General features: G+C 41.1%; 13 protein-coding genes. All 13 read left to right on the forward strand.

Annotated features, from left to right (window positions below):
• Window positions 1-10 precede the first annotated feature (10 nt).
• The 13 genes from V7D18_RS21125 to V7D18_RS21185 all read left to right on the forward strand — a co-directional run bounded on the left by V7D18_RS21125 (window position 11) and on the right by V7D18_RS21185 (window position 13,651).
• Window positions 11-1,462, forward strand: coding sequence for a glycoside hydrolase family 1 protein (locus tag V7D18_RS21125; protein ID WP_426157227.1), 1,452 nt, complete (start codon window positions 11-13; stop codon window positions 1,460-1,462).
• Window positions 1,463-1,612: 150 nt separating this feature from the next.
• Window positions 1,613-1,894, forward strand: coding sequence for an autorepressor SdpR family transcription factor (locus tag V7D18_RS21130; protein ID WP_426157228.1), 282 nt, complete (start codon window positions 1,613-1,615; stop codon window positions 1,892-1,894).
• Entirely contained in the window at window positions 1,881-2,546 is a 666-nt protein-coding gene (locus V7D18_RS21135) for an SdpI family protein (RefSeq protein WP_426157230.1), read from the forward strand. The genes V7D18_RS21130 and V7D18_RS21135 overlap by 14 nt, the downstream gene beginning before the upstream one ends.
• A 49-nt stretch (window positions 2,547-2,595) precedes the next feature.
• Window positions 2,596-3,744 (forward strand): serine hydrolase domain-containing protein, encoded by a 1,149-nt coding sequence (locus V7D18_RS21140; protein ID WP_426157232.1) that lies wholly within the window; start codon window positions 2,596-2,598, stop codon window positions 3,742-3,744.
• A 2-nt stretch (window positions 3,745-3,746) separates the two neighbouring features.
• Window positions 3,747-4,154: a hypothetical protein gene (locus tag V7D18_RS21145; RefSeq protein WP_426157233.1), complete on the forward strand. Its 408-nt coding sequence runs from the start codon at window positions 3,747-3,749 to the stop codon at window positions 4,152-4,154.
• Between the two features lie 47 nt (window positions 4,155-4,201).
• Window positions 4,202-4,876, forward strand: coding sequence for a response regulator transcription factor (locus V7D18_RS21150; protein WP_426157235.1), 675 nt, complete (start codon window positions 4,202-4,204; stop codon window positions 4,874-4,876).
• Window positions 4,866-5,936: a sensor histidine kinase gene (locus V7D18_RS21155; RefSeq protein ID WP_426157236.1), complete on the forward strand. Its 1,071-nt coding sequence runs from the start codon at window positions 4,866-4,868 to the stop codon at window positions 5,934-5,936. The genes V7D18_RS21150 and V7D18_RS21155 overlap by 11 nt, the downstream gene beginning before the upstream one ends.
• A gap of 17 nt (window positions 5,937-5,953) precedes the next feature.
• The gene (locus V7D18_RS21160; protein ID WP_426157238.1) at window positions 5,954-6,091 is read left to right on the forward strand and encodes a hypothetical protein; all 138 of its coding nucleotides are present in this window, start codon (window positions 5,954-5,956) and stop codon (window positions 6,089-6,091) included.
• A 197-nt stretch (window positions 6,092-6,288) separates the two neighbouring features.
• Window positions 6,289-7,119, forward strand: a complete 831-nt coding sequence (locus V7D18_RS21165) for an SDR family oxidoreductase (RefSeq protein WP_426157240.1) — start codon at window positions 6,289-6,291, stop codon at window positions 7,117-7,119.
• Between the two features lie 64 nt (window positions 7,120-7,183).
• Window positions 7,184-8,263, forward strand: coding sequence for an efflux RND transporter periplasmic adaptor subunit (locus V7D18_RS21170; protein ID WP_426157242.1), 1,080 nt, complete (start codon window positions 7,184-7,186; stop codon window positions 8,261-8,263).
• Entirely contained in the window at window positions 8,260-11,301 is a 3,042-nt protein-coding gene (locus V7D18_RS21175) for an efflux RND transporter permease subunit (RefSeq protein ID WP_426157244.1), read from the forward strand. Before V7D18_RS21170 ends, V7D18_RS21175 begins: the two co-directional genes overlap by 4 nt.
• A gap of 3 nt (window positions 11,302-11,304) precedes the next feature.
• Window positions 11,305-12,453, forward strand: coding sequence for a TolC family protein (locus tag V7D18_RS21180; protein WP_426157246.1), 1,149 nt, complete (start codon window positions 11,305-11,307; stop codon window positions 12,451-12,453).
• A gap of 1 nt (window position 12,454) precedes the next feature.
• A complete protein-coding gene (locus V7D18_RS21185; RefSeq protein WP_426157248.1) occupies window positions 12,455-13,651 on the forward strand; it encodes a TolC family protein in 1,197 nt (398 codons plus the stop codon).
• Window positions 13,652-13,666: the final 15 nt, after the last annotated feature.

Consider the following 13,666-nt stretch of genomic DNA (forward strand, 5'->3'; position numbering starts at 1 on the left):
GACAGGAGGAATGAAATTGTTTCCGGATAATTTTTTATGGGGCGGTGCTGTTGCCGCCAACCAGTGTGAGGGAGCCTGGGAGGCTGATGGAAAAAAAGAGAGCATCTGTGATCACTTAACGGCAGGATCTCTGCATAAGAACAGAGTTTTTACTTCTGAGATTCTTGAGGGGGAAAGTTATCCCAGCCATACCGCAGTTGATTTCTATCACCGCTACAAAGAAGATATTGCATTATTTGCAGAAATGGGGTTTAAGGTATTCAGGCTGTCCATCGCCTGGAGCAGGATTTTCCCCAATGGAGATGATGAAATCCCCAATGAGGAAGGCTTACAGTTCTATGACCGGGTTTTTGACGAATGCCGCAGATATGGAATTGAACCAATGGTGACACTGAGCCATTTTGAGATACCCTACCATCTGGTGAAAGCTTACAAAGGATTTTCAGACCGGAGGGTGATTGGCTTTTTTGAACGCTATGTAAGGTGCGTAATGGAACGGTATAAGGATAAGGTAAAGTATTGGCTGACCTTTAATGAGATCAATTTTGCTACCATGCCTATGGGGAATCTTGAGGTGCTTGGCATCATTAACAGGGAAGACGATGAGGTGGCTGATCCGTTAGATGACAAAAACCTCCGCTTCCAGGCGCTGCATCACGTATTTCTTGCCAGTGCAAGAGCAGTGGCTGCAGCGAGAGAAATCAACCCGGATTTTAAAGTGGGCTGCATGATCGCACATATCACCATGTATCCTTTGACTTCCAGACCGGAGGACATGCTTCTTTTGCAGGAACTTGACCATTTAATCAATGATTTCTGTGCAGATGTCCAGATAAAAGGGAGCTATCCCGGATATGCGCTGCGCTATCTGGAGGAAAATAACATAGATCTGACTGTTGAGCCGGAGGATGAGGCTGTATTACGAATTGGCTGCGTGGACTTTTATTCATTTTCCTACTATATGAGCAACTGCGTCACCACAGAGGAAGGCCATGCCACCACCCTTGGAAATCTGCTGGGCGGAGTGAAAAATCCTTACCTGGAAACAAGTCAGTGGGGCTGGCAGATTGATCCGAAAGGTCTTCGGTATACACTCAATAAGATTCAGGACCGTTACGGTATTCCTGTTTTTATTGTTGAGAACGGACTTGGAGCGGTTGATGAGCCGGATGATAATGGCTGTATCCATGACGATTACAGGATTAACTATTTAAGACAGCACATAACTGAAATGGAAAGAGCCATTGCCGGTAAGGTGAATCTCATGGGATATACAGTCTGGTCGGCTCTTGATATCGTAAGCTCCGGTACAGGAGAAATGAAAAAACGGTATGGCTTTATCTATGTGGATAAAGATGATCAGGGAAATGGGACCATGAAGCGGTTCAGAAAAAAATCATTCTACTGGTACAAAAAAGTAATCGAAACCAATGGGGGAGATTTAACAGATATAGAAATCTAAAAACAGGGACATGCAGAAGGCATATTGCTTTGGCATGTCCCTGTTTTGCAATAAAATGTCAGGAAGTTAAAATGCAGATACTCTTGACAGGAATTCATACAGGGAGTAATATCTATTTAGAAAAATATCTAAATAGATAGGAGGACAATATTGGGCTTCCCAGATACGTTTAAGGCTCTCTCAGATCCGGTCAGGCGGGAAATCCTGCTGATGCTGAGAAACGGCCGCTTATCTGCCGGACAGATAGCAGAAAAATTTGATATGACAAATGCAACGATTTCATACCACCTTGCACAGTTAAAAAAGGCAGACCTGGTATTTGAAACAAAGCATAAAAATTTTATTTATTATGAACTGAATACATCTGTTTTTGAGGAACTTATGCTTTGGCTGTCTCAATTTAAGGGAAAGGAAGGAAATGATGAAGAATAAAAGAACAATTATCTTAACCTCTGTTATGTGTATGCTTCCAGAGATACTGTCTGTTATACTCTATAAGAGACTTCCGGAACAAATCGCTGTACACTGGAACAGCGCAGGTGAGGTTGACGGATATTTTCCAAAAGCTTTGGCAGCGTTTGGAATGCCTTTTGTATTTCTGCTGTTAAACTTCTATTCAAACATTCGGCTGCTCTATGACCCCAGACGGGAGGGGCACTCGAAAGTTCTCCGTGCAATCAGTATCTGGACGATACCGCTTACTTCCCTGATTCTGATTCCCGCTACGCTGTTTATCGCACTTGGCGTTAAAATTCCAATGTCTGCATTATCATCTTCCGTGGTAGGTATTCTGCTTATTGTAACTGGAAATTACTTACCGAAAAGCAGGAGAAATTACGTGATGGGAGTGAGGCTTCCATGGACCTTTCATGATCCAGATAACTGGAATAAAACAAACCGGATGGCCGGCCATATTATGGTGGCTGGAGGAGTTATTATCCTGGTGAGCGGATATTTGCAGCAAATAGCTGTTATACATGGAGTTTCAATTATTGTTGTTATAACAGCTTTGATCATTGCAATTCCCTTTTTTTATTCCTTTTCCCTCTATAAAAAAGAGCAGGATAAAAATCCTCTTACGTAATAAAGAAATTTATTTCCATTAAAGTTTAAACATTCTATGGGGGACAGTTATGAAGAAAATAGCTGTAATACTTCTTATTCTGGTTATACTGGCGGCTGCTTTTCTGTCCTATCTGTTCCGAATCAGACTCAACCGTTTGAAGAATTTAAAGGATACAGGGGATCTGCAGGGGAGAATTGATCAGTTTGGAGAGGATTATTTAAAATCAAATAATGGTGTGGGTCTTGTTATTGGAGTGGTTCAAAGAGGGAACGTTTCTATTCAGGGGTACGGAAGAATCAGTAAAGAAAGTGATAAGAGGCCTGATGAAATGTCCCTTTTTGAGCTGGCATCGGTTGGAAAGCTTTTTACGGCTGCAGCGCTTGCGCAGTTTGCAGACAGAGGAGACCTTTCTGCCGGCGACAGAATCGATCAATATTTAGCTGATGAAGTAAAACTTCCCGAAACAGCGCAAGCCACAACCTTAATTCAGCTGGCCACCCATACCTCTGGCTTTCCTTCCATACCTGACAGCTTAAGAAGAAGGATGAAAGATCAGAAGAATCCATATAAAAGTCTGACAAAGGCAGATCTTTATGAATATCTTTCCACCTGCAAAGGAAAAAAGAGAGCAGGGCATTATGAGTATTCCAATTTCGGCATGGGACTATTAGGTCATATCTTTGAGTTAAAATATAAAGATACATATGAGAATATTATAAAAAAAGAGATCTGCAGCCAGTTAGATATGGAAAACACAACGATAACCCTGAATGAAAGCCAGCAAAAGCTTCTGGCACAGGGCTATGATGCAAAAGGCGCTCCCAATCCTGTCTGGGAAGATTATGTTCTGACAGGTGCAGGTTCGTTTTTATCAAATGCGGAAGATATGGTGAAATTTATAAAGGCAAATCTGGATGAAGAGAAAACTCCGCTTTCCGCCTCGCTGTTTAAAACCCATGTAAAGCAGATGAATGGAAAAACCGGTCTTGGGTGGCATTTTCCAATGCTTGGAGAAAGGCTTCTGGGATTAAATGATATCATCTGGCACAATGGAATGGCAGGAGGCTACAGCAGCTATATCGCAATAGATAAAAACCATGAAACTGGAATCATTATTTTATCAAATACTGCTTGTGATGTCAGAGCACTTGGTGTTAAAATTTTACTGTATGTCCGTAATATCTCGCTTAATAATGATGGAATTGGAGAATCATGAAGATGGATCGATGCATTTATTGCCATAAGGAAATTTTAACTGCTCATACGCTGCCTACAGGAGACAAAGAGGAACAACTGCTTTGCTGCAGCGGGGAATGTGTACAGAAAACGAAAGATTTTTTAAATTATTTTAAAAGAATGAAACGCTGGTTCTATATGGGTATTTTCCTGTCGCTGGGCCTTGTTCTTGCAGGAACAGTAGTGGCTGCACTAGGATATTCCCAGTCTCTCATGACGTTGTGCATGACAGGGGGGCTGGTTATTCAAGGGATCTCTGTGTTCTTCTTTCCCTTTGCCACTTCGGAATCGTACCTTTTATGGGGAATAATGAAAACAACAAAACTTGTTAAATTTTTGGGCGTAGTTTTTATCTTAATGGGACTTAGCTTAATATACATACTAATTTAAGTACAATAGTTATATTAGTTTATATAAATTAGATTTGGAGGTGTTATATGGCAACAATTCTGGTAGTTGAAGATGATAAACATACAAGACTGCTTACCTGCGCCAGATTGAAACCGTATTATGCAGTGGCAGAAGCGGAAAATGGGGAAGAAGCGTTGAAAATGCTGGATCAAAATCATATAGATCTCATTATAGCCGATATTCAGATGCCTGTTATGAATGGATATGATCTTGTAAAGGAACTGCGGGAATCAGGGATACAAATACCAGTTATCATGCTGACAGCAATGCACACGTTTGATGATAAAAGAACAGGCTTCGCTTCTGGTACCGATGATTATATGACAAAGCCGATTGATTATGAGGAGCTTCTCTGGCGTATAAAAGCACTTCTAAGAAGGGCTAATATAGTCAGCCAGAGAAAAATTATAATTGGAGATATTACTCTTGATTCTGCCGCTTATACCGTAACAAGAGAAGGAATAATTACAGAACTGGCTAAGAAGGAATTCGATCTTCTTTTTAAATTGCTTTCCTATCCTGGTATGATTTTTACGAAATCCCAGCTTCTTGATGAAATATGGGGGTATGAAACCAATAGCGACGAAACAACGATTAAGACCCATATAAACAGACTGAGGAACAAATTTGCAGACTGCACGGAGTTCGAAATCATTACAATCAGGGGACTGGGGTATAAAGCGGAGATCCATGAAAAATAATTACAGGAAAGGGAGGCAGACAAAAATTACAGGAAAATTTAATAAGAAAAAACCACTTACTATACATTGGGCAGTGTGGTTTTACATTTTAATACTGATTAGTTCTGTTATGGCATTCGGAACTATTGCATATTTTGAATTGGATATGGATAGCAATGATGCGATTTACATGCTGGCCATGATGCCTTGTATGGGTATAATTGCAGGAGCAGCCCTGCTAAAAATAATAAGAATTCTCAAACTTCGGATGAAAAAAATTCTGGATGGCATTACCAGTGTGGCAGAAGGCGACCTGGATGTTGTGATAGATTTAAATAATTCCGGTGAATATAGAGAAATGTACGAGAATTTTAACCGTATGGTAAGGGAACTTAAAAATACGAAAACAGAAATGCAGAATTTCATGAATGATTTCTCCCATGAATTTAAAACCCCCATAACATCCATTCATGGTTTTGCAGAACTGCTGTTAGAAGAAAATATAAGCGTAGAGGATAGAAAACAATACCTTCAGATTATATTGGAGGAATCCCAGCGGCTGGCATCACTTTCTCAAAACACGTTATTACTTTCAAAGCTGGATGCACAGGAGGTTTTAACGGATAAAAAGGAATTTCAATTAGATGAGCAGATTAAAAAATGTGCAATTTTATTATTCCGGCAAATAGAAAAGAAACAAATCATATTAAATATGGAGCTGGCTCCCGTAACATATTATGGAAGCGCAGAACTGCTGCATCAGGTATGGATGAATCTCATTAGTAATGCGATTAAATTTACTCCCAATGGCGGGGAGATTACTATTATAATGATTGCTGTAGGAAATCAGATCACCATTAATATATCGGATACAGGAATCGGGATGGATGAGGAAACTGCCAGGCTTATATTTAATAAATACTATCAGGGAGATTCATCTCATGCTACCGCAGGGTTTGGACTTGGGCTTTCTATCGTGAAGCGAATTGTGGATTTGTGCAAGGGTGAAATCATTGTAACCAGTGTTCCCGGTAGAGGAAGCACATTTTCAGTAGTATTACAAAATCAAAAAAACAAATAAAAAGAAAGAGGTTTTACATGGACGTTGATCGTGTAATGCCTCTTTTTTTGTATTATAAAAAATTTGCTGTTTTTATTTTAGTTTACGTTCAGTTTACAAACACTTATTACAATGCAGAAGCAGTCATTCAACAGGCTTGGGAGGAGATTCAATGAAAGCAGATCATAAAAACGGAACAGGCAGCTAAACAGATTATAGAAGCGATGGAGAAGAATCGTTTCCAGGTTTTTATAGGTAAGGATTGCAGGATAATGAATGTGCTGTATCGTTTAAGACCGGAATCGGCGATGAAATTAATTCGAAAGGTGATGGCAGCCAACAGTCATTGACGGTAAAAAGGAGAAAACCAATCATGCGAAAAATTTGTGTAATAACGGGTGGAGGCAGCGGTATGGGGTTCGCTGCTGCAAAGATAATGGGAAAAAATTATTATATTATCATCTGCGGGAGAAATACAGAGAAGCTGGAAGCTGCAGTAAATAAATTGAAAGCGGAAGGAATACAGGCGGAAGCATATTCCTGTGATGTCTCTGATCTGGCCAGTGTAGAGAAGCTGGCTTCTTATTCGAAAGCCAAGGGTACTGTGGCAGCAGTGATTCACGCAGCCGGTATGTCACCTCATATGGGAGATGCAAAAACTATTATGGAGGTAAATGCGCTTGGTACCATTTATATTAATAATGCTTTTTACAAGGTGATGGAAGAGGGATGCTGTTTGATTGATGTGTCATCTATGTCTGCATATTTAACTCCCAAAATGGTAATGCCGGTGGGAATATATAAGTACAGCCGGAACGACCCGGAAAAATTTATGAGAAAAATGATGCGTCGCATCAGGTTCTATCCTGAAAAATATCAATCCGGTATCGCATATGGAATTTCAAAAAACTTTGTTATCTGGTATGCAAAGCAGGATGCCGCCAGATTCGGAAAGATCGGAGCCAGAGTACTTTCGGTGTCACCCGGCAATTTTGACACGCCTATGGGAGAAATTGAAAAGGAAGAAGCCTCGGCTTACGTAAAATACTGTGCTGTTAAAAGAGTTGGAAGAGTGGAAGAAATAGCAGGTCTGTTTGCATACTGTGTCAGCGAAAGTGCCGGTTATCTGACTGGAGTGGATATTTTATGCGACGGAGGTTTGGTAGCATCGGGTATCAATGTGCTGCAAAAAAAAGTTGTGTAATTGAACGAAGGATCCCTGTAGATAAAACAGGACCATATAAAAATTAATTTTTAAGGAGCAGAAAATGAAAAAAAAAGTACTATTACCTGGAGTGATCGCAGTGATATTGTTTACGGTGATATTGGTTCGGATTAATGGAATGAAAGTTCCCGTCAAGGCAGATACTCTGCCTGTTGTGGAAACCGTTAATCCGGAAGTTGGCACAATTGAGTTGTACACCAGTCTGATTGGAACCATAGAACCTGAGACTGTTGTCAGAATATCCCCTGAAGCATCAGGAACAGTTACGCAGGTAGCCGCAAAGGCTGGTGATATGGTGCAGCAGGGACAGCTTCTGTGCGTAATTGACACTAATAAAGTACAGAATGCAAAGAATACCATGGACAATGCACAAGTTACTTATAAAGAAGCACATGATACCCTGGGGCGTATGTCAGTGCTTTATCAAAGCGGTGCTGTCTCGGAGCAGGATTATCAGGGATATGTAAATTCAGCAAAAAAGTCGGAGATTGCATACAAACAGGCGAAGGAGGAGTACGAAAACCAGGTCTCTTACAGTAATGTCAAGTCTCCCATCAGCGGAAAGATAGAAAGCTGCAGTATTGAGCAGTTTGATAAGGTGTCCACCAGCGATCAGATCTTTGTCATATCCGGAGAGGGAAATAAAATCATCTCTACAAGCCTGACAGAGAAATTGAAACGCCAGGTAAAGCCTGGTGATCCGGTTACTGTTGAGGAAGACGGAAACAATCTGCAGGGAACTATTTCTGAAATAAGCGGGATGGCAGATGATAAGACCGGTTTGTTTAAGATTAAGATACAGCTAGCCGACGCAAACGATTTATCTACCGGAACCAGTGTCAAGCTGTCTTTGTGCTCTGAGAGGGCAGACCAGGTCATTACAGTACCCGTAGATTCTGTTTACTATGAGAACAGTAAACCATATGTGTATACGTATGAAAACGGTACAGTACATAAAATTTTTATTGAAGCTGGTATCTACGATTCAAGCCGCCTGGAGGTAAAGGAAGGAATACAGAAAAATATGGATGTCATTACCACCTGGAGCCCTGAGCTTTATGAAGGAGCAAAAGCATCGGTAATGAATTCAGGAGAAGAAATAAAAGGAGAATCCAAGGCATGAATCAATTAACAAAAATCGTCTTAAGACGGCCGGTTACCGTTATCATGTGTCTTCTATGTCTGGTGGTATTTGGTGTTTCTTCTGTAATCAATTCCAGGCAGGAACTGACTCCGGAGATGAGCATGCCCATGCTTATGGTCGTGACCGCATACCCCGGAGCTCAGCCAAAGGATGTAGATGAATTAATCAGTAAAAAGATTGAAGATGCAGTTGGTTCACTCGGCGGTATAAAAAAAGTAACGTCTAAATCCTCTGAAAACCGTTCTACAGTAACAATACAGTATGAATATGGCACAGATTTAGATAAGTCCTATAATGATTTGAAAAAGAAAATAGACGAAGTTTCTTCAGAACTGCCGGGTGAGGCCAAAACGCCGGTTGTAATGGAACTGGATACCGGATCTTCCGCTGATATAAAATTAGTTGTTACCGGGGCAGAGACGACAAATCAGTATGACTATGTGAAGCAGGAGATTGTACCGGAATTTGAAAAGCTGTCCAATGCAGCCGAAGTATCCATAGCGGGAGGCAGCGAGGATTATATTAAAGTAGAACTGAATCCAGAAAAAATGCAGCAGTATAAGATATCCATGTCCTCCATCGCGAATGATATTTCCGCATCGGATGTAAAGATGCCTGGCGGTACAATCGAAGTGGGCAGAAAAAAAGCCGCCATATCATCACGGCTGAAGTTTGATACAGAAGATTCCCTGCAGAATGTACCGCTTACGGTGCCGGGCAATAATATTGTTTATCTTGGAGATATAGCAGATATTTATACAACAAGTGAAAAAGAAGGAAGCGTAGCCCATTATAATGGGAAGAATACCGTTTCCCTATCTGTCAGCAAGCAGCAGAGTTCCACTGCAGCAGAGCTTTCAAAAGAAGTAAATCAGGCAATTAAGACACTTGAGGCAACAAAACCTGATCTGGATATTCAGATAGTTAATGACAGCTCCAAAGATATTTTGGCTTCTCTGGAATCCATTGCAGAAACCGTTATTCTTGCTATCCTGATCTCCATGGCGGTTATCTGGCTTTTCTTTGGGGATTTAAAAGCTTCCTTAATCGTTGGAAGCTCCATACCTGTTTCGATTCTGACCGCACTTATTTTAATGAAATTTATGGATTTTTCATTAAATATGCTCACACTGGCAGCACTGTCCATGGGAGTCGGTATGATGGTGGATAATTCAATTGTGGTAATGGAAAGCTGTTTCCGTGTGACATCACAGGAAAAGAAGGATTTCATTGATTATTTTCAGGACGCCTTAAAAGGAACCGGAATTGTGGCAGCTTCCGTTTTTGGCTCCACACTGACTACCTGTGTGGTATTCCTTCCCCTGGCTTTTTTGAACGGTATGGCAGGACAGATGTTTATGCCTCTGGGATTTACCATTGTATTCTGCATGGGAGCTTCCCTGATATCAGCCATTACGGTGGTACCCTTATGCTATCTGATGTATAAGCCGGAAGAGACCCCGGCACCCTTATCAGCCCCGATTAGCAAGCTTCAGAATCTGTATAGAAACGTGATGCGTCATATCCTTCCTAAGAAGAAAACGGTCATGGCAGTCTCGGTCCTTCTCCTACTGGTATCTTTTCTTATGGCCGGACAGCTTAAAGTAAGCCTGATCACTGCCGATGACCAGGGGCAGATTGCTGTTACAGTGGATATGGCTCCCGGACTAAAGACAAAAGATGCGGATGAATTGCTGAAAAAAGTAGAAGATTCCTTTTCCGATTATCAGGAGATGGAGTCCTATGTAACCAGTTATGGAGGAAGTGGTGTAAGCGCAGGAAACTCTGCATCAATCATTGTTTATTTGAAAGAAAACAGAAAAACACCCACGAAACAGGCGGTGGATATTTTTAAAGAAAAGCTTGGCAGGCTGACGGATTGTAAGATTACGGTAAAAGAAAATTCCTATGCAAGCATGATGAGTTCAGAAGATTCTTATGAGCTGGTCCTGAGAAGTACAGACTACGATCAGTTGAAAAACTCATCCCAGCAGATTGTATCAAAATTAATGGAAAGGCCTGAACTTACCCGTATCCACTCGTCTCTTGAAAATGCGGCACCTGTTGTGGAGGTAGGGGTCGATTCGGTAAAGGCAAAGGCAAAAGGGATCAGTCCTTCCTCAATCGGCCACAGTATATACCAGGCTATTAATGGAGTGACTGCAAAAACCATAGAAGTAAATGGAGATGATGTGGATGTAAAAGTCCAGTATCCGGATGATGAATTTAAGTCAGTGGATCAGATCCGGAATATGACACTGTCTCTTTCAAACGGAGGGTTTGCCGCTGTTAATGATGTTGCAGAAATAAGCTTTCAGGACAGTCCGGCAAGTATTACAAGAGAAAATAAGGAATATGTAGTATCCATAACCGGGGATTATACGTCATCAGCGGATAAAAATACAAAATCCGTAATCAACAGGGAGATTGTAACACCAAATTTAAATTCTTTCGTAAGCTTAGGATCCAGTGCAATGGATGATCAGACGACAGAGGAACTTACTTCTCTTCTGTATGCAATTATGCTGGCAGTATTTCTGGTATTTGTGGTAATGGCTGCTCAGTTTGAATCACCAAGATTTTCTTTTATGGTTATGACAACCATTCCATTCAGCCTGATAGGGGCTTTTGGCCTGATGTTTTTTGCAGGCTGCGAATTAAGTATGGTTGCCATGCTTGGATTTTTAATGTTAATCGGAACAGTAGTAAACAGCGGTATTCTTTATGTGGATACGGTCAACCAGTATAGAGCAGAAATGTCTCCAGAAGAGGCGATGATTGAAGCTGGAGCGACCAGACTCCGGCCAATATTAATGACAACCTTAACCACTGTACTTTCTATGATCCCAATGGCGCTTGCATTAGGACATTCCGGTGAAATGATGCAGGGACTTGCAGTTGTCAATATTGGAGGATTGACGGCTTCCACAGTTTTAAGTCTTCTTATGCTTCCGGTATACTATAATCTTATGAGCAAAAAAGAGAGAAAAAAAGTTTCAAAGACAGGAAAGGAATAAAAAATGAGAAATATAAAGCGGATTGCCGCATTCAGCCTTGCTGCTGTGCTCTCTTTTTCCGGCCAGGCGTTAAACGTCTGGGCCGGCAGCCCGGAGTTTGCCAGGACACAGGAGGAGTGGATGAAGCTTAGGGATAATGTGGTGGAATATGAGGAACTGGCTGATCTGATCCATGAATACAATGTAACTGTTCAAAAAAACCAGCTGGATTTAAATGATAAGAAGAAAGATGATCTGATTACCAGTGACCAGTATGCCCAGTATTACAGGGATGCAGCAAATGATGCAAGAAGTGCCATATCAGGAGATGATCCGGTCACTGATGCAAAAAGTGCAGTGAGCGCTGCAAAGGCGGATAAAGCGGCGGATGATAATACGGAAGATCTGGAGGTATACAGACTCACCTATGATCAGACTGAGGCAAATTTGGCAGCGCAGGCTCAGACCTTAATGATTACCTATTTTCAACAGAAGAATCAACTGGAAAGCTCTCAATTACAATTAGAGCGTTCTGAGGCAGATTATCAGACAATACAGGCAAAGCAAAGCGCGGGTATGGTAACCCAGGCTGATATACTTGCAGCTCAGGAAACCATACAAAGCACCAGTGTCGAGATTGAGAAGCTTCGTGCATCGGTGGAAGAAACAAGACAAAAGCTCTGCGTAATGCTGGGATGGAATTACAATGATTCTCCTGAAATCCGGGAGCTGCCGGCAGCAGACTCAGGACACATTCAATCATTGAACCCGGAGGCAGATAAGGAAAAAGCTCTGATGAATAATTATACTTTAAATATAAATAAGAGAAAGCTGGAAAATGCCAGTGCAGATATTACAAAGGAGACGTTAAAAAGAACCATATTAAGCAATGAGCAAAACATCAGCACAGCGCTTGTAAAGGCTTATCAGGCAGTTATGCAGGCAAATGCCGCCTATGAACAGGCAGTTGCGGAAGCTAATCTGGAAAGTAAAAACATGGATATCATGAAACAAAAATACCAGCTTGGCATGGTTAGCCCTCTGGTGTATCAAAAGCAGGAGAATGCATGCAAAACAAAAAGTATTGCGGTAAAGTCCGCACAGCTTACTCTTTTCTCCTCTGTCCAGACCTATGATAATACAGTGAATGGTCTTGCTTCTACAGGAGGATGAGATGAAAAAGAAAGCTATTTTATCTTTCTGTATGGCAGCAGGACTTGCGGTTTCTTTCGTCATTCCTGTTTACGGTTCAACCGGACCCGGTCAGAAGGAGAATCCCATTCCAAATGGAATAACAAAAGAGCAGTGGGATAAATTAAATGATCAGACAATTGAATTTGATGAACTATCGGATCTGGTACGTTATTTTAATCCGGGTATTCAAAATACAACAGATACTATTTATGACTCTCTGGATAATCAGCGATATATACAAAATGAAATGAAACGTTACATTATGGATTTAAATGATGAAGCGGATGAATTAAAAGATTCGGGTGCGGCAAACACTGCCAATGGAATGGAACAGTATATGATTCTGAGCCAGACGGTAAAGAGTATGAAAGCGTCGGCAGAAAAAATGGGAAGATCACTGGATTATATGGACCGGTCCAATTCCTCGGTTCAATCAAACATTACACAGGCAGTAAAATCAAATACATATTATGCGAATCAGGTTATGATCAGTTATAACAATACACTGGCGAACCGAAATACACTGATAAAGGCAGCAGAATTAAGCAATGCTGCACTGGAAACTCAGAAAATAAGCGTAAAGCAGGGTATTTCAACAGAAACAGATGTATTGTCTGCTCAAAAGGAGGTTCAGTCAGCTCAAAATTCGCTTCTAAAGCTTGATCAAACCATTGACAGTTTGCGTAATTCCCTTTGTCTTATGACCGGATATTCTAAGGATAAAACTCCTTTAATTGGTAATCTTCCAGCCATCGATCCCGGTGCAATTTCTGCCATCAGCTTAGAAGCTGATACTGCAAAGGCGATAGGAAATAATTACAATCTATTATCAGAACGGCATACAGACTCCAATCACTCCACAACCGGAATAAATAACAAGAAAGCCCGTGTTTCGGAGGGAGAACAAAACGTCGCAATTACGATGCAGTCCTATTATCAGGCGCTGCTGCAGGAAAAAAATGCGTATGAGGCTGCCTGTACCTCTTTTGAAAAGGCAGTATTGGAAAAAGAAAAAGCAGATCGTTCCTATCAGATTGGAATTTTAAGTAAAATCGGTTATATACAAGCCCAGTTATCATATTTGAAAGCAGAAAGTGCAAAACTAAATGCCTATGGGTCTCTTTATCAGGCCTATGATACCTACCAGTGGGCGGTGAATGGAGTCATTATGAAATAAAGCATAAGAACGGAA

The sequence above is a fragment of the Lacrimispora sp. 38-1 genome (assembly GCF_049890855.1).
Taxonomy (GTDB): Bacteria; Bacillota; Clostridia; order Lachnospirales; family Lachnospiraceae; genus Lacrimispora.